16 protein-coding genes are annotated in these 17,665 nt (G+C 37.0%); 5 read left to right on the top strand and 11 right to left on the bottom strand.

The window, feature by feature from the left end; genetic code table 11:
- Window position 1 precedes the first annotated feature (1 nt).
- A complete protein-coding gene (locus LQU94_RS06965; protein ID WP_230696982.1) occupies window positions 2-2,080 on the bottom strand; it encodes a glutamine synthetase III in 2,079 nt (692 codons plus the stop codon).
- 255 nt (window positions 2,081-2,335) lie between these two features.
- Here LQU94_RS06965 and LQU94_RS06970 point away from each other — a divergent pair, with 255 nt between their 5' ends.
- A complete protein-coding gene (locus tag LQU94_RS06970; protein WP_230696983.1) occupies window positions 2,336-2,932 on the top strand; it encodes a DUF937 domain-containing protein in 597 nt (198 codons plus the stop codon).
- Window positions 2,933-2,998: 66 nt separating this feature from the next.
- Here the strand turns inward: LQU94_RS06970 and LQU94_RS06975 are convergent, their stop codons facing one another.
- From LQU94_RS06975 to LQU94_RS06985, 3 genes are all read right to left on the bottom strand, one after another.
- Window positions 2,999-4,375: an MATE family efflux transporter gene (locus LQU94_RS06975; protein ID WP_230696984.1), complete on the bottom strand. Its 1,377-nt coding sequence runs from the start codon at window positions 4,373-4,375 to the stop codon at window positions 2,999-3,001.
- A 92-nt stretch (window positions 4,376-4,467) separates the two neighbouring features.
- The gene (locus LQU94_RS06980; RefSeq protein ID WP_230696985.1) at window positions 4,468-8,403 is read right to left on the bottom strand and encodes an FtsX-like permease family protein; all 3,936 of its coding nucleotides are present in this window, start codon (window positions 8,401-8,403) and stop codon (window positions 4,468-4,470) included.
- A 9-nt stretch (window positions 8,404-8,412) separates the two neighbouring features.
- On the bottom strand, window positions 8,413-9,114 hold the full coding sequence (locus LQU94_RS06985) for an ABC transporter ATP-binding protein (protein WP_230696986.1): 702 nt from the start codon (window positions 9,112-9,114) through the stop codon (window positions 8,413-8,415).
- Window positions 9,115-9,534: 420 nt separating this feature from the next.
- Between LQU94_RS06985 and mgtE the strand changes: the two genes are divergently transcribed.
- On the top strand, window positions 9,535-10,890 hold the full coding sequence (gene mgtE / locus LQU94_RS06990) for a magnesium transporter (protein ID WP_255702426.1): 1,356 nt from the start codon (window positions 9,535-9,537) through the stop codon (window positions 10,888-10,890).
- A gap of 252 nt (window positions 10,891-11,142) precedes the next feature.
- A complete protein-coding gene (locus LQU94_RS08130) occupies window positions 11,143-11,220 on the top strand; it encodes a hypothetical protein (protein WP_370631509.1) in 78 nt (25 codons plus the stop codon).
- 366 nt (window positions 11,221-11,586) lie between these two features.
- On the opposite strand, the gene LQU94_RS06995 is transcribed toward LQU94_RS08130, so the two are convergent.
- Together LQU94_RS06995 and LQU94_RS07000 are read right to left on the bottom strand one after the other, a co-directional pair.
- Window positions 11,587-12,804, bottom strand: a complete 1,218-nt coding sequence (locus LQU94_RS06995) for a tyrosine-type recombinase/integrase (RefSeq protein ID WP_001291561.1) — start codon at window positions 12,802-12,804, stop codon at window positions 11,587-11,589.
- 81 nt (window positions 12,805-12,885) lie between these two features.
- Entirely contained in the window at window positions 12,886-13,089 is a 204-nt protein-coding gene (locus tag LQU94_RS07000) for an excisionase (protein WP_000814511.1), read from the bottom strand.
- Between LQU94_RS07000 and LQU94_RS07005 the strand changes: the two genes are divergently transcribed.
- Entirely contained in the window at window positions 13,073-13,324 is a 252-nt protein-coding gene (locus LQU94_RS07005) for a hypothetical protein (RefSeq protein WP_001845478.1), read from the top strand. The two genes, LQU94_RS07000 and LQU94_RS07005, sit on opposite strands and share 17 nt — an antisense overlap.
- Before the next feature lie 225 nt (window positions 13,325-13,549).
- Here the strand turns inward: LQU94_RS07005 and LQU94_RS07010 are convergent, their stop codons facing one another.
- The gene (locus LQU94_RS07010) at window positions 13,550-13,780 is read right to left on the bottom strand and encodes a helix-turn-helix domain-containing protein (protein ID WP_000857133.1); all 231 of its coding nucleotides are present in this window, start codon (window positions 13,778-13,780) and stop codon (window positions 13,550-13,552) included.
- Window positions 13,777-14,199, bottom strand: coding sequence for a sigma-70 family RNA polymerase sigma factor (locus LQU94_RS07015; protein WP_000804885.1), 423 nt, complete (start codon window positions 14,197-14,199; stop codon window positions 13,777-13,779). The genes LQU94_RS07010 and LQU94_RS07015 overlap by 4 nt, the downstream gene beginning before the upstream one ends.
- Before the next feature lie 504 nt (window positions 14,200-14,703).
- On the opposite strand from LQU94_RS07015, the gene LQU94_RS07020 reads away from it, so the two are divergent.
- Complete coding sequence (locus LQU94_RS07020; protein ID WP_001227347.1) at window positions 14,704-15,057, top strand: helix-turn-helix transcriptional regulator; 354 nt, start codon at window positions 14,704-14,706, stop codon at window positions 15,055-15,057.
- Window positions 15,058-15,116: 59 nt separating this feature from the next.
- On the opposite strand, the gene LQU94_RS07025 is transcribed toward LQU94_RS07020, so the two are convergent.
- From LQU94_RS07025 to LQU94_RS07035, 3 genes are all read right to left on the bottom strand, one after another.
- Entirely contained in the window at window positions 15,117-15,284 is a 168-nt protein-coding gene (locus tag LQU94_RS07025; protein ID WP_000336323.1) for a cysteine-rich KTR domain-containing protein, read from the bottom strand.
- Between the two features lie 118 nt (window positions 15,285-15,402).
- Entirely contained in the window at window positions 15,403-17,322 is a 1,920-nt protein-coding gene (gene tet(M) / locus LQU94_RS07030; RefSeq protein WP_000691727.1) for a tetracycline resistance ribosomal protection protein Tet(M), read from the bottom strand.
- Window positions 17,323-17,337: 15 nt separating this feature from the next.
- On the bottom strand, window positions 17,338-17,454 hold the full coding sequence (locus LQU94_RS07035) for a tetracycline resistance determinant leader peptide (protein ID WP_001791010.1): 117 nt from the start codon (window positions 17,452-17,454) through the stop codon (window positions 17,338-17,340).
- Between the last annotated feature and the right edge of the window lie 211 nt (window positions 17,455-17,665).

Genomic DNA, 17,665 nt, shown 5'->3' on the forward strand with positions numbered 1-17,665 from the left:
CCTATTCTAATGCAGTAAAAATATCTTCATAGGTTGGTAATGTCCAGTTTTTACGGCTGACCATAAGTTCCAACTCATCGGCAATTTTTCGAATGTTTGTAAAATCTTCTGAAATTTCTTGCATTCTTTTTGCTTTGTCTTCTAAAGAAAGCTCTAAAGCTTCATTATAATCCATTTTCAACTTTTCGTGGCGATCCATTAATTCTTCCAATAGAATATTTAGATCTTCCATGCGTTTTTTTACTCCAGCGTTTTGCAATTCTTTTACTACAGGCATTAACTCTTTAATTTCGCTAATTACCGCTGGCTCAACGTCTTTAGAGAGCATTGTCAATAGGGCGCGAGTTTCCAAACTATGATAATTTACAATGGATTCTAAGGCGATTTCATAAAGAGCATGGGCTTCATTTTTAGAAAAGATTCCATATTCTTCAAAAATTTCCATGATTTTTTCATCTTTCAAAGTTTCAATGGCTTCTAGATAGGTACGGAAATTCGGCAATCCTCTTTTTTCTGCTTCTTTCACCCAAGCTTCACTATAATTGTCTTTGTTATATAAAATGCGGCTATGTTTTACTATAATTTCCTTCATGTATTCTCTTGCTTTTAATTCCAATTGATCGGTGTCTTCAAATGGCGCTAAGAAATCATACATTTTTTTCAAGCCGTGACCTAAGGCTGTATTAATAATCATATTGGTGTCAGCACAAGAAATACTAGATCCTACCATACGGAATTCAAATTTATTTCCCGTAAAGGCAAATGGACTGGTTCTATTTCGGTCACTGGTATCTCTTGGTGTATATCCTAGGGAATTGATCTTAATGGCTCCCGCTTTTGGCTCTTTGTATTTGTATTCTTCAATGGCGATATCTTTAAGGATCGCTTCCATATCGGCCCCTAAATACATGGAGACAATTGCTGGTGGTGCTTCCAATCCGCCCAAACGATAGTCGTTTGACGGTCCAGAACTTGCCACACGAAGCAAAGGAGCGTATTCATCTATGGCTTCAATCATTGCTGTCATAAACAGTAAGAACAACGTATTGTTCGCAGGATCATCTCCTGGATCAAATACGTTCAATCCATAATTTGTAGCCAAAGAATAATTGTTGTGTTTTCCGCTACCGTTGATTCCAGCAAATGGTTTTTCGTGTAATAAGCATACCAATTGGTGTTTGCGAGCTACGCTTTTTAACAAACTCATAACCAATTGATTGTAATCGATACTAATATTGGCATTTTCAAACAATACAACCACTTCGTATTGCCCAGGAGCCACTTCGTTGTGTTCTGTTTTGGCATAAATTCCCAAAGCCCACAATTTTTCGTTTAGATCTTCATAAAAATCCATAACGCGACGAGGAATGGCACCAAAATAATGGTCTTCCATTTCTTGGCCCTTTGGCGCATTGGCACCAATCAAGGTACGACCACAAGATTTCAAATCGCTTCGACGATTGTAAAGAGATTCGTCAATTAAGAAAAATTCTTGTTCCAAACCTACCTTTGGTTTCATTCGATAAGTATATTCCGCTTTTTCAAATAAATTCACCACTTTAGATCCATATTTGCTTAATAGATTCATGGATTCAATCAATGGGGCTTTTTTATCCAATTTATCTCCGTTATAGGATACAAAAATCGTTGGAATATATAAAATTCGATCAATAATGAAAGAGTTGGCGGTTGCATCCCAATAGGTATATCCACGCGCTTCGAAAGTGGAGCGCATTCCCCCAGATGGGAAGGAACTTCCGTCCGATTCTCCTTTTACCAATTCTTTTCCTGAGAAACGATAGATGGCCTCTTGGCGATCGGTACGATCTAAGAAAGCGTCGTGTTTTTTTGCCGTTAAACCATTTAATGGTTGAAACCAGTGACAATAATGTGTGGCGCCATTTTCTATGGCCCATTCTTTCATAGCATGGGCAATGGCATCGGCTGTTTCTTGATCCAAATCTTCTTCATTTCGAATGGCGTTTTTCCATTTCAAATAAATCGGATAAGGCAATCTTTCTCGCATTTTTTGCTTATTAAATGACATTTCACCAAAATGTTCATAGCCGTTTTTCTTCATAAAACCTCCCGTAATACACCTTAAAATGAAAAAATTGGTTCATCTCGAAAGATAACCAATATAAAAAAACGTATTACCCCTGTGGGGTGTTTTCTTTTATTCTATAGAAATTTTTTTCCTCTGTCAAGATTGGGACATTCCTTTTCCCGCGATTTTTCCTATTTTTGTATAGGTTTTTTTCTTTTTGGGTATTTTATATTCAATAAGTAAGCAAAAACAGAAAGACAATAAAAATAGATACAAAGGAGATTTTATATGGGTATTTTGAATCAATTGGGACCAGACTTTATCCGCAATAGGGAAAATTTACAACGGGCTGGTGTTAAAGAAAGAAACGACGATAGCCTTTCTAAGGCAGCCGCTTTGGCCATTCCTGCCATTCTTTTTGGTTTGTATCAAAAATCAAAAGACTCTAAGGAAAAAGAGCGTTTGGAACAAAGAGTAGAACATTACAACCGCGACCGTGTATTGGTTGATGATTTGGATCGTGACTTTGGTCAAGCATTGGACCATGCAGATCGTAAAGAAGGACAAGATATTTTAGGAGATTTGTTCGGAAACGACAAAAATGATGTGGCTGCTGATATTGCAAACAAAGCCGGCGTTTCTCAAGAAGAGGTAGACGCTGTTTTGGAAAAATTGGCTCCTACCATTACGGCTATGTTGGCAAAAGAAAAAGCCAAAGGACGTGATTTGGAAGAAGTTACTCGCCAAGAAATCGAAGATCTAGACCAAGACGATGACTTTAATTTAGCAGATATTGCTGGAACCATCTTCAATCGTAGAGGCGCTTCTGGTGGCGCAGATGATTTGTTGGGAACTTTAGGCAATGTCATTGGAAAATTTCTATAAAAAAATAAGAGCCTCTAGGGGCTCTTTTCTTTTTCAAAAAAGGATGGAGAAATTCTCCATCCTTTTCTATTGTTCTACTTTTTCTCTTTCTTCGATGGGTACCAAATGATCTACGTGAGTTCGTAGAATTTTCCGTAAGGCAAAGAAAGAAATAGTAATCGCCGTAAATTCAGCAATGGGCAAAGCAAACCATACATTGTTTACATTTCCTGTACGACTTAATAAATAGGCCGCTGGACAAAGTACAATCAATTGGCGAATCAAAGAAATAATCATACTGGCTACGCCATTTCCTAAGGCTTGCAATACAGAGGCCACTACAATAGGGAAGAAAGCCAATAGGAAAGAAATGGAACAAATTCTTAAACATTTTCTTCCTAGTTCTAATAATTCTTGGGATGGCTCAAAGAATCCTAATAATACGTCGGGAGCGAATTGGAAAAGTAAGAACCCCGCTACCATAAATACAAAGGCGGCTGTTAAGGCTACTTTGATTACTTCATAAATTCTTTCCTTATGTCCCGATCCATAGTTATAGGCAATAATCGGTACCATTCCGTTGTTCATACCAAATACAGGTAGGAGCACAAAACTTTGGAGTTTGAAATAAATTCCGTAAGCTACAACGGCCGTTGAAGAGAACCAACCTAAAATGGTGTTGATGATGAAAATGGTTAAGGAACCGGCGGCAATCATTACCATGGTGGGAAATCCGATTCCATAGACATTTTTTACAATATTTGCGTTAAAATGGAACCCCTTTTGGAATAAATTGATTTCTTTGTTGCGCTTTAAGTTCAAGAAAATTCCCATTAAAGCGGCGGTTATTTGTCCACCGACGGTTGCATAGGCCGCACCGGCCACGCCCAATTCTGGGAAAGGTCCTAAACCGAAAATTAAAATCGGATCAAAAATAATATTTATAAGCGCCCCAGCAATTTGGGTCAACATGGATTCAAAGGAACGTCCTGTAGATTGCAACAACCGTTCACAACCAATTTGAGCAAAAATTCCTACGCTAAATAGAGTGATAATATGAGTATATTGTACGCCATATTCATGAATCAGCGGATTGTTCGTTTGTGTAGCAAAAAAAGCATCGGAAAAAAGTAGACCGATTAAAATAAATAAAAACGTACTGGCTACGGTTAAAATAAAACCGATTTGCCCTATTAAGTTTGCTTTTTCGAATTTTCTCTGTCCTAAGGAACGAGAAAGAAGAGCGTTCATTCCGACACCGGTACCAATGGCTACGGCGTTCATTAAGGATTGAATGGGAAAGGCCATAGATACAGCCGCCAAAGCTTCTTCTCCTATTCTGGAAACGAAAATACTATCGACTACGTTGTATAACGATTGAAATAGCATAGACAAGGCAATGGGCCCGGACATATTAAATAATAGTTTTGGGATGGGAAGATATCCCATTTTATTTTCTTGCATAGTTGTCCTTTCTACATATAAAAAAGGGCCAAAGGCCCTTTCCATACATTCTAACTTTATATATTTTACATCATTTTCTTTATTTTTGCAAATTACTCTACGGCTTTTAAGGCTTCTACCATATTGATTCGTTTCAATGAGAAATGAACAATCACGCAAACTATAGCGGATAAAAGAAGAGTAATCATTCCTGGAATAAAGAAATTCATAAACCCTAAAGCGGGATCCAACATGGATTGACTTGGTACGACTACAGACATTACCATTCCATGAAGCCATTTTCCTACAACGAATCCTATAAGAATTCCTACCACACTTAACGTTCCTGTTTCCCGGTAAATATAGGCGGTAAGTTCCTTTGGATAAAATCCTAAAACTTTTATGGTAGAAAGTTCTCGTTTTCGCTCTTGGATGTTGATATTGGTTAGAGTAAACAATACAACCACCGCTAACAAACTAGAAGCCGTCAAAATTACAAATACAATTTCTCCAATATTTCCTGTTAATTGGAACATTACTTGTTTGGCTACAGCCATATCCATTATAGATAAAATGGATTCGTTGTCTTTGTAGTTCAAGTAAATCTCGTCTTGATTTTCTTTCGCCAATAAGAAATCGGCGTTGTCTGTATATTCTTCTCCCACCATTTTTCCATAAGCTTCTGGGGACATATACATGGAATGACCGGCGTAGGCTTCTGCAATTCCTATCACTTTCGTTGTGAAATATTCCTCTTGAGAATTGAAAACTTGGAAACTATCTCCTATTTCTAAATCCATAATCTTGGCGAATTTTTCCGTTACAACGGCCCCTTCCTCTTGCAAAGGAATTTCTTCTTGGGTTCTTCGATCTCGTAACAGAATCATATCCTTATAATTTCCTTCTGTAGGAACAATTAAATTAATCTCTTGGTCCAACCCTTTATCATATTTTGCCTTTAGATTTTCAATTCGACCGTTAAAGAATTTTTCAATCCTTGGATCTTTTTTGATTTCCTCTTGGAATTGCTCATACGCTTCTGGATTGAGTTTTTTCTCATGGAGAACCATCATATTGTATTTGGTCAATTCACCAAATTGTTTGTCTACCAGTCCTTCAATACTCGTATTGATTCCAAAACCTAAAACCAATAGAGCCACACAACCCATTACCCCAACAATGGTCATAAGCATTCGTTTTTTGTAACGGAAAATATTTCGAATGGCCACTTTTTGCATAAAGCTCATTCGTTTCCATAAAAAGGGAATCCGCTCCATGAAAATTCTCGTTCCATGTTTCGGTGGTTTTGGACGCATTAAACTGGCTGCGTTTTTCTTTAGACTGCTACGAACCGTAAAATAAGCTACGGCCCCCGTTGCTAAAATCCCTACTAAAATCGATAAAATAATATTTACAGGATACAAGCGGAAGGCAAACTCGTCAAAGGCAAATCCGGAAGAATAGGCGGTTACAATTAGTGGATTGACAATGTAATTTCCTCCCAATCCTCCTAAAATTCCTCCTAGGACCGCTGCCATAATTCCATATACCAAATATTTTTTTGCAATGGATCCGTTTCCATATCCTAAAGCTTTGTACGTTCCAATATTGATTCGTTCGTCTTCTACCATTCGATTCATGGAAATGGAACACAATAACATGGCTACGGCAAAGAAAAATACCGGGAAAACTTTCGCCAAACGGTCAATGCTTCGGCTAAATTCCATATACATATGAATATTTGGATCTTCGTTTCGTGGCGTAATTTTATAGGATGGTTTTTCCAATAGAGTCAAAAGATCTTTTGCTTGTTCTAAGTCCTCTTCCCCTTCTTGTAAATCCAAAATGGCTTGAGGATATTCTCGGTCAAATTCTTCTTTCCCCTCTTGATATTCTCGCCATCCCTCTTCCAATTCTCTCTCTGCTTCTGAAATTTGAGCTTGGCCTTGGGCCCGTTGGCTTTCTAATTCTCTACGGCCTTCCACTAGGCTTGCTTCTCCCTTTTGAAGCTGAATTTTTCCCGCTTCCAATTGCAAAATTCCCTCTTGTAGTTTTGCCTCTTGGGCTTGCAATTCTCTTTGGGCATTTTCTAATTCTGCTCTTCCGGCGTCTAATTTTGCTTTGGCTTCTTCTAAAGGTCGTCCTTGCTCACGAATTTGGCTTTCTTGCCGATTGATTTCGGCTTGGCCCTGTTCTAACTGATCTCGTTGGGCTTCTAAAACCGCTCTTTTCTTGGCCAACTCTGCCTCAAGGACTTTTTTCTTGGCTTCTTGTTCTGCCAATTGTTTTTCTCCTAAAGCAATGGCATTTTTTTGTTCCTGAATTTTTTCCTTGGCTTGAGAGATTTCTTTTTCTTTCTCTATGCGATTTTTTTCTGCCTCATTCCAAAGACTTTGTTTTTCCTTTGCCATTTGATTTTTCTCATTCCACTGTTTCCAAAGGTCGCTTTCTTCCAAAGTCTTCGTATTCTCTAATTTTGATTTTTCTTCCAATAGGAGAGAAACTTCCTTCGCTAATTCCTCCCTCTCCCGTACCATTTCAGGCGTCTGTTCTTCCTGTGGAAGTTTTTCGATCTCATCGATTCTACGATTTTTTTCTTCTATAGAAGTAGAAATGGAAGTGATTTCCTTTTGAATCTCTTCTTTTGTTGGCAAAGACAAGGCGTTTTTTTCCACTGCCAATCGATCCGCCTCTTTTTGAGCTTCTGTAAATTCTTTTTTCCTTTGTAATTCTTTTTCTTTTAAGGAGGGGAGCTCTTTTTCTCCATTTGCTACCGTTTTTCTAAAAGCCTCCATTTCCTTTTCTGTATAAGGAATTTTTATGGGGCTAATAGAGTCTAACTCTCCCGCTTTTTCCAACTCCTCCAAAGCAGAATTTACCTGATTTTCTTTCGCCAAAAGTTCTTCCCTTTGTCTTTGAATCTCTTCAAGTCCCTTTAAGTATGGATTGTATTGAATGGAAAATTCATTTTCTTGTCTTTGAAACAAATCCCATTTTTCCGCCATTATCGTTTGGCCAGAAGATAGAGCTTCTTGACCCGCTGTAATTTCTCCTTGGGATTGTTGCAAAAGTTTTCGGTTTTTCTCTATTTCTTCTTGCCCTTCTTGGAGTTTTTTCTCCCCTTGGGCCATTCCCTCCGAAAAATCCTGTTTTGCTTGGGATAAATCTTCTTCCCCAGACAATAACTTATCTTCTGCATCGGCCAAATCCAACTGAGCGTCTTTTAATTCCTGACGCCCATCTACCAATTCTTGTTCTCCTTCAGCGATGGACTCTCTCCCATCGGCCAAAGATTCTTCCAATCGAGTGGCGGGACGATCCGAAAACCATTCTTTCATCTCTTGGAAATGTTTATGGACCTTTGTTTCATATTCTTCCTCACTAGTGGAGAGACCTTCTAAATCCTTAAATTGAACCAAATATTCTTGATAGGTTGGATCGGCAAAAGATTCTGGCAAAATATAGCCAAATCCATCCAATGTGCCTCCACGTTCAGATGTTCCTGTTCTGGATTTATCTAAAAAAAACACCGAACGGCCAAATCCGGAAATGGTGTAGGTATATTCCTTTAATCTAGCCTTTGCCTCTTTATCAAAAATATCTTCTTCTTGGGCAAAAACAATGGAATCACCAATTTTATATCCCTTGTCCTTCATATATAGATCCAGTAAAATCTCGTTTTCTTTTTCCGGAAGCTTCCCTTCATCTACAATGGGAACAGAAATTTTTTCCGGTAGAGATTTTAGATGAATATTTTCCCCTTTATTGGTATAGAGTTCAATGTGGCGAATCAATTCTTCCCCTGATTTTCCCTGAATTTTGTGGATTCGCCGCAAATCTTCTTCTTCTAGTCCATCTCCTACGGCAATTCTCATATCTTGGGCATTGGTTTGTCGGATTATTTTTTCTATGCTCTCTCGCATAGTTGGTCCGGCTACGGTTAAACCTACCAAGACAAAAACCCCTAGGGCAACCAAAGAAAATATGGCAAAAAACCGCCCTTTGGATTTTTTGATCTCCCGTAAATAATCTTTTTGTAACGACTTCATTCTCTCACCTTACCATTCAATTTCTTCGATGGATTTTGGATGGTCGTTGACTTCCATTCTTCGCACTTTGGCGTCATTGATTTCAATCACACGATCTGCTGTTGGGGTAATGGCACTATTATGGGTGATGATTATTACAGTGGTGTTGGTTCTGCGACAACTTTCCTGTAACAAGGACAAAATTTTCTTCCCTGTTGTATAGTCCAAAGCCCCCGTTGGTTCGTCACACAATAATAATTTTGGATTTTTTGCCAAAGCTCGAGCAATGGCAACCCGTTGTTGTTCTCCCCCCGAAAGCTGAGAAGGAAAGTTGTTCATTCGGTCCTTTAATCCCACTTCTTCTAAAACTTCTTTGGCGTCTCTCGCGTCTTTTACGATTTCGTTGGCCAGTTCCACATTTTCCAAAGCCGTTAAGTTGGGGATGAGGTTGTAAAATTGAAACACAAAACCCACGTCGTTCCGTCGATATTTGGTCAATTCCATATCGTTATATTGGGCAATATTTTCTCCATCCACCAATACGTCCCCTCGATCGTTTTTATCCATGCCACCGAGAATGTTTAGGATTGTGGATTTTCCTGCACCAGAGGGACCAACAATTACAACAAATTCCCCTTGTTCAATTTGGAAATTGATATTGTTGTTGGCAACAATGGTCGTATCCCCCATTTTGTATTCCTTTGTACTATTGATAAATTCTACGTATGACAAATTTTTTCCCCCTATAGAAAAACTCCCCCTAAGAGGAGTTTTTTCGATGCAAATTTTATTGGCCAAAAGTTTCTGTAAGCCTTAATTTTACAGAGAATCCCACTCTATTCTTGTTCTCTGTATTTTACCATAAATATTTTTTCGATTCAATTTGACCCTGATGCAAATACAGCCAACCAATTTGAACTCATTCTTTTTGTATGGTAGAATGAAAACTTGCTATAAGCTTCACAATTCAGGAGGTGAAATTACATGGATTCAGGAGACCCTAGTAGTAGGAATCATACAAATAATAGTCTTTGCGATAATTTATATGGAATTTTAAGCTTGCAAAATCCATGTAATAGGCACTTGAATTGCTAAGTCGATTTTATATGCCGAAACTACCGCTTAGACTAAAGGCCGCTGAGCGTTATTTTTATGCTCATTTTTAATGAGGAGGTATGTAAAATGAAAATAGAATATGACACAAGAGAAATTCAAGTATTACAGGAAGAAATAAACCATTTGAATCCTGTAGATTTAGCTGAAGAACTTATACATTTGTCAGAATCAGATCTTGCTATCTGGATAAAACTTTTAGATAAGGACTTATTGGCGGATGGGTTTACGCTTTTACCCCAAGAAAATAAAATTCAAATTATTGAGTCTTTGTCTGATGAAAAAACAATGATTCTGATTAAGGAACTCGATGAAGATGAATTGGTGGATACACTTCAGGAACTCCCTGCAAACATGGTAAGGAAACTGATGAATCATTTTATTAGTGAGGAAAGAAGACCTATCATCAACCAATTGTTAGGGTATCCAAATGAGAGCGTAGGCTCGATCATGTCGGTCAATTTCCTCTCTGTAAAAAATACCGTCAAGCCTTCTGTTGCCATAGAAAAAGTTTTAAACTCTGATCTCGATGCCAACAGATTGGAACAGATTTGGATAACCGATGACTCACTGGTTCTCACAGGATATGTCTATTTGGCAGACCTTTTGAGAAACAAAGATAAAGATATTCGAAAACTTTCCTATCCCATTACAAAGAGTGTATATGCAACCGATGACCAAGAGATCGTTGCTAAAATTGCATATAAATATGATTTGGCAGAAATTCCAGTTACCGATTCAGAGGGAAGGCTCATCGGCCTTGTTCCGGCTGAATGGGCGATTGACATTATGCATGACGAGCATGAGGAGGACTTGGCCTATATTCACGGTATTACTGAATCTTCCCATGACTTATATTGGAAAAAATCCAGTTTTCAAATCGCAAAAGATCGAACGACTTGGTTGATTATTTGTCTGTTGACAGCAACTTTAACCGGTTTCATCATTCAAAGATATGAAGCGGTTATAGCCAGCAGCGTTATTTTAACAGCTTATATACCCATGTTGATGGATTCTGGGGGGAATGCCGGCAGTCAGTCTTCTACTACAATCATTACCAATCTTTATTCTGGCCAAGTCAATTATAGAGATGCATACAAGGTAATTTTCAAAGAATTTAAAATCGGTATTATTACAGGATTGGCTCTTGTTATTGCCAATATGATTAGAATGTTTGCTTTAGATGGTGTGAGTACCCAGGTAAACCTGACCGTATCTATTACGTTGCTTCTGACGGTTATTCTGTCAAAAATTATGGGAGGTATACTACCTTTAATCGCTGACAAAATTAAATTAGACCCTACAATAATGGCGGGTCCCCTTATTACTACAATTGTTGATACTTTTGTTTTGCTGGTATACTTTGAAGTTGCAAGTTTTTTCTTAGGTATATAAGCCCACTAATAAATAGGAATAAAAACCTGTAGAGAGGTTGGAAGATTTCCAATCTCTCTCTTTTTTATAGGAAATTTGATTGAGGAGGTCAATGACAAGGAGCAACGGAAAGAAAGTCTCTAATCACAAAGGGATACCTAAAAATAAAAATTTATAAGGGAATCCCAAAGAAAAGGCGATTCCCCTATACATTTCAGAAAAACGAGAGAAAAAAATTAAAAAGTAGAATATAGAAATTAAGATGCTCAAAAAATAGGAACGTCCACTTATAAAGTCATCCTTTATCTCGATGAAAATACCACCGAAACAATACAAGATAAATTAAAATGAATCTTGGTTCGAGAAGTGAAACAGGAAAAACAAATAGAATGATACTCTCGATTCAAAAGTTCCTAATCCATATCAAGGGAATCATTCCATCTGTACTTTATCTTATAGGCAGACTTTTTCAATTTGAAGGTTTTCCTTATTTAAGAGAATGTCTACCGTTTCTTTTCTTCTATATATATTTTTTTTATTTTTAAACAAAGTATAAATTTCTAATTATCTTTTTATATTTTCTTAAATGCTCGTAAAGCCTTATTCTATGTGCTTTCGAGTATTTTTACTGTAGGAAGATACTTCACGTTTCTTTGCATATTTCCTCATGTCTTAGCTGTCAGAAGTGGTAAATAAGTAGTAAATTCATTTGTACTACTAAGCAACAAGACGCTCCTGTTGCTTCTCTTTATTCAAGCGTTTCATTTCTGCCATTGCAGAATCGAATGTTGCATGTGCGTAATAGTTCAGCGTCATGGCTATATTAGCATGTCCCATAATGTACTGTAATGCCTTTGGATTCATTCCTGCATTTGCATAGTTGGTACAGAATGTATGTCGCAAACTATGTGGAGTGATGTGTGGCAATTTATCCTCGTTATACTTATTGTATTTCTTAACAAGACCTTTCATCATGCCGTTGTAATCACTTGCCACTTTTGGATAGTTCTTTCTATTAAGAAAGAGGAAATCACTATATCCATCAATCTCAACACGCTTATCATTCTTTCGATTCGCTAACACTCGCTTAAATGCTTGATAGGCTTCTTCAACCATAGGAACTTGACGTTCGCCACTTTTGGTCTTTGGTGTTTCAATGTAGTACCCAATTTCAGTATCTCTCAATAGCTGATGGTCTATATTGACAAGACGATTCTCAAAATCTAAATCTGGAAGTGTCAAACCACCAAACTCTGAAATACGAAGACCTGTTTTTAAGAGTATCAGAATTTCATCATAATTTTTGCTGTAGGTTTTATCAGCTTTTGCAAAGGCTAACAGTTTTTCTTCCTGTTCTTCTGTTAGTACGGTCTTAGGGACAGTATCATCATCAAGAACTGCTTTCAGTTGAAAGTCAAATGGATTCTTCCGAACACAATCATCTTGTATAGCAATATAGAATGAAGCCTTTAAAGAACGTTTGTAGTTATTGATGGTTTGATAAGCATAACCATTTTCACTCATTCTAATAGCCCATTCTTTAGCGTCTGATGGCTTAATACTGTCAATACTTCTTACACCTAACTTGTCTTTCTTCAAAATATCCATAAGATATTTGCGTCCAGTTTCAGTGTTTTTTCTAACCTTTGGTCTTTGAGCGTTCTGTTTTGCGTAAAGCTGGCAGAGTGTCATTTTCTTTCCTACAACATCAATACCATCATGAATGTCTTTCTGTAACTCTGCGATTTTCTCTCTAAGTGAGATACAATCACGCTTTCCTGCTGGTACTCGGTCTGTAGCCACAAGTTTCCACGAGTAAACAAATTGCGGTTCTCCAAATGAATCTATATATTTGTATAAGTATCTTCCGTCTTTTCGTTGGCTCTCTCCAGTCTTTAAGATTCGACCTTTATTGTCACGTCTTTTTTCTGACATGGCATTTGCTCCTTTCCTTTATGGAAAGAGCCTTGATACGACTTAATACTATTTTATCATATACAAGACCCTTTGGCGACGCTAGATTGCGTCCAATGTATCTATAATTTTTTCAAATTGTTTTCGTTTAATCTGAATACGATTGCCATTCATAATCAGCCAATTTGCATTTTTATTTTCCTCTGCCAAGCGTCGTAGCTTGTTTTCGCCAATACGAAAATATTTTGACGCTTCTTCAATGGTTAGGGTATAACGTTCCCAAATAGGAATGTCAGTCTGCTTCATAAAATCCTCCTTTCCAAATCACTTATTTGGATTTCATAAAAGTTGTTTTACCAGCAATCGAACAGCTTTAGCAAAGCTCACGGGAGTTCCACCCCTGCATGGTTCTCATGTAGCCATACTCATTGCCTGCGACGGTTTTATCACGCTCGGACTATTGACTGTATGGGAGTATCATTATCACGATAAGAATGTCGTTGCAGGCAATCCTGCTAAAGATTGCTTCTCGGATCACTAACATGAATCGCTCGCTATCTTTATAAGATAGGTCATGGCGGTTAGTTCCGTTGGCTCTTTTCTTATCGAAACGTATTCGATTACTTTTATTCAGTTTTCAAAGAACAATGGCTCGTTAGCCTATCAAAACACATTGAAAGCTCAATATGCTTTGGTGGAATAACAAACCTCCCTGTTCGGGAAGCGTGGAATGGTTTAGCACGCTTCCACGAAAGGAGAGAGGATATTACTTAATTTCAAATGACAAAATCTTTGTAATCAGTCTGGTTTCCATTCTTCCACGTAAGACTTCATCAACGACCATACTTTGATTGCCATATTCATCTTTCATAAGTCGTAGGGAACGCTTCGTTATGTACCCTCTGTAATGATGTAGAATCTGGTTAATCGCTTCGGTATCGCCATCTGTTGCCTTTACAATGAGAGGAAAGGGAATCATAGGATATTGTGTTTTCATTCTTCAAATTCCTCCATAAACTTTTTAATTAAGGCTAGTCCACTGGTTCTATGCCGATAGACAGTAGAACGGTTCAATTTCAACAGGTCTGCAATTTCTGAATCGCTCATGTCCATAAAGTAAAACAGCAGTAGAATTTCACGTTTCTTGTCTGGCAACTCACGTAATGCTTCACTCAACAAATCATTTTCAACGCCTACTGATAACCCATTGAGTGTAAAAATCTGAAAGTCAGTTGAATAGTTATCTGTTGTCGCAAACTGGCTAACAAGATAATCGCCAACATCCGAAAAGGACACCTCACGCTTTGCAATCCTTGAAAGATAAAGCATATAATTCTTTCGCTCGTCTTCCATAGCACGTTTACAGATATAGTCAAACTGATTTTCTATTGTGGTCTGAAAAGAAGATGGTTTCATGTTTCTCACCCCCTTTCTGTCTAGGAAAGGAAGTGAGCCTTGCTCGTTTATCTCCTTTCACTCTTAGTCCCAATGTGAAAGGGGGATTTGTTGCATTACTGATAAATAAACTTTGTAAAAAAGTTCTGAATAGCCAAAAAAGCATATAAACAGATTTATTTCTCTGTTTACATGCTTCTGTTATTCTATCTATATGATTTATAAAACCACATTGGTGGACGTACTTATCTATTGCAGATAGACGACTTTTTTTGACAAGAACCCAATGTAAGGAAATTTATTGTATATGATGTACTTCATGGCGACGTTGACCTCCAACAAACCGCCATTTGGAAGTAATATACAATATTTTAACAGCGTAAATAGCACTACCATATAACGGTTTTTTTTATTGGCGTTTAGTAGTGCTTTTTATTAAATATAAACCTATAAACCATATAACACGTTTTTCTATACCTGTTTTTAATTCAGTAGGAACAATAAAATGTATAGAGGTGGTCTACTATGCGTAAAAAAGAAGATAAATATGATTTTAGAGCCTTTGGTTTAGCCATTAAAGAAGCTCGATTGAAACGAGGTTTAACTCGTGAACAAGTGGGAGCATTGATTGAAATTGACCCACGGTACTTAACTAATATTGAAAATAAAGGGCAACACCCCAGCATACAAGTTCTTTATGACCTTGTATCGTTACTTCATGTTTCCGTTGATGAATTTTTCTTACCTGCTAATAACTTGGTAAAAAGCACCCGACGATTACAGATAGAGAAATACATGGATAGCTTTACAGACAAAGAACTATCCTTAATGGAATCTTTAGCCAGCGGTATCAACGAAGCAAGAAACATCGAAGACTAATTAAAAGAATCCATACATAACGGAAAGAGCCGATAAAATGAGATTGTATTAATCTCATTTTATCGGCTCTGCGTCTTTGCGTCTGGCTCTGTAATCACAGTTACTTTGAACTGCTTTATTTCAATTAAATTTTCTTGTCTGCATTTCGGACAATAGAGGGGGAATTTTTTTAATTCAGTATCTTCCCTTATCTTTAATCGTGTTTTATTTCCACATACAGGACACAATATCCACTTGTAGTTTATAATAACTATCTCCTCCTTTACACTTTAATTCAAATCTTTATTAAAAAATATTTCATCTTATTTAACAAGAAACCATATTTATATAACAACATAAAATACACTAAGTTATTTTATTGAACATATATCGTACTTTATCTATCCGACTATTTGGACGACGGGGCTGGCAAACAGGTTCACCGGTAGTAACATGGTACCCTTTTAACTCTGTTAAACAAACACTACGTCCATTTGTAAAGAAAGTTAAATCACTACGATATTCTTGAATACACCGAGCAGGGATTTCTCCACTAAGAATGACCTCATTATTTTTCAATTGAGTGTCTACGATGTTCGCACAATATTTAGGAGCATCGTTGTATGCTCGTGAAAGATATTCCTGTGGCGCATAAATTTTAAAACTAAGATATGGCTCTAACAATTCTGTTCCAGCTTTTTTTAAGACTTGTTCCAATACAATAGGAGCAAGCATCCGAAAATCTGCTGGGGTACTAACAGGGCTATAGTATAAGCCATACTTAAAACAGATTTTACAATCCGTCACATTCCAACCATATAATCCTTGTTCGCAACCATAGCGTATCCCTTCCATAACTGCATTTTGAAATGATTGATTTAAGTATCCAAGAGAAACCGAGCTCTCATACTGCATTCCACTTCCCAACGGAAGCGGTGATACAGATAAACCAATGGAAGCCCAGAAAGGATTTGGCGGCACTTCGATGTGAATGGTATATTCTGCATTTTTTAACGGTCTCTCCATATAAATGACTGTAGGCTCTTTTAGTTCTATCTCCACATGATACTTTTCTTGCAACAGTGCACTAATCACTTCCATTTGTACTTTCCCTAAGAAAGAAAGTATAATTTCATGTGTCGTAGAATCCACGTAATATCGTAGAAGCGGATCACTATCTGAGATTTCCAAAAGGGCATCAAGCAACATTTCTCTCTGTTCAGGTTTACTCGGTTCAACAGTTGTTTGTAGTAGAGGGTGCGGATTTTCAATCTTTTTTCTCTGTGGCAATAGTTTTGTATCTCCAAGAACACTATTTAACTTCAAAAACTCATTTTGCAAAATAACAATTTCTCCAGAATAAGCTCTATCAATCTTACATAATTCACCATTTATTGAAGTATACATTTCTGTAACTTTTATTTTTTCTTTTTCTGATACTCTAACCGAATCTCGTAAATGTAGTACTCCACTATAAAGGCGTATATATGCAAGACGTTGTCTTTTTTTTGTATATTCAATTTTGAAAACATTTCCGCAAAGTTCAGACGGACCTCGATGTGTTGATGAATAAAATTTATTCGTAATCACTTCTATAAGGTTATCAATCCCTATATTGTTTTTTGCACTTCCGTGATAAACAGGGAACAGGGAACAATTATGAAATCTTATGCTTTCCTCTTGTTCGAGTTCCAATGCTTCTAATGATTTACCGGACATATATTTCTCTAAAAGGTCATCGTTTCCCTCTATTACCGTATCCCATTGTTCAGATTCGGTAAAGTTCGTCACACACATATTAGGATACAGTTCTACCTTCTGTTTGATTACAATTTCGGCAGAAAGTTTCTCTTTAATATCCTGATAAACCGTTGATAAATCAATTCCATTTTGGTCAATCTTATTGATAAAAAAGATTGTGGGAATCCCCATTTTCCTAAGTGCATGAAATAATATACGAGTTTGTGCTTGTACGCCATCTTTTGCAGAAATCAGTAGAATTGCCCCATCTAAAACTGATAATGAACGATATACTTCTGCTAAGAAATCCATATGTCCTGGCGTGTCTATGATGTTCACCTTCGTATTTTCCCACTGAAAAGAGGTTATTCCTGTCTGAATTGTAATTCCTCTCTGACGTTCTAAAAGCGTATTATCCGTCCTCGTTGTACCTTTGTCCACGCTTCCTAATTCTGTAATCGCTCCACTGTTATATAATAAGCTTTCTGTTAAGGTAGTTTTTCCTGCATCAACATGAGCTAAAACTCCAATATTAATAATTTTCATGTGATTTTCCTCCATTCAAAAACCCAAAAGGGCATAAAAATCCCAGTGATAAATACTTTTATCACTGGGATTTTTATGCATAACCATAGGTATACAAAGCATACAGATATTCTCTGGATACTTTAGAATCACATGATAAAGGTATTCTTAAACTGGGTACAAAAAACTAAGCCCTCCTAAAAAAGGACATCTAATTATTTGTTCCCGCTATCAAATTGACAGTTTATTTAAGAATACCTTGCCGCATATTTATTAACTCCTTTTAAATAGTCACTTAAATAATAGCACGTAAGAGCATATTTGTAAAGGAATCTCCAATTTTTTATCAAAAAGAGTACATGAT

Source organism: Peptoniphilus sp. KCTC 25270, from assembly GCF_021012875.1.
Classification (GTDB): Bacteria; Bacillota; Clostridia; order Tissierellales; family Peptoniphilaceae; genus JAJMZJ01.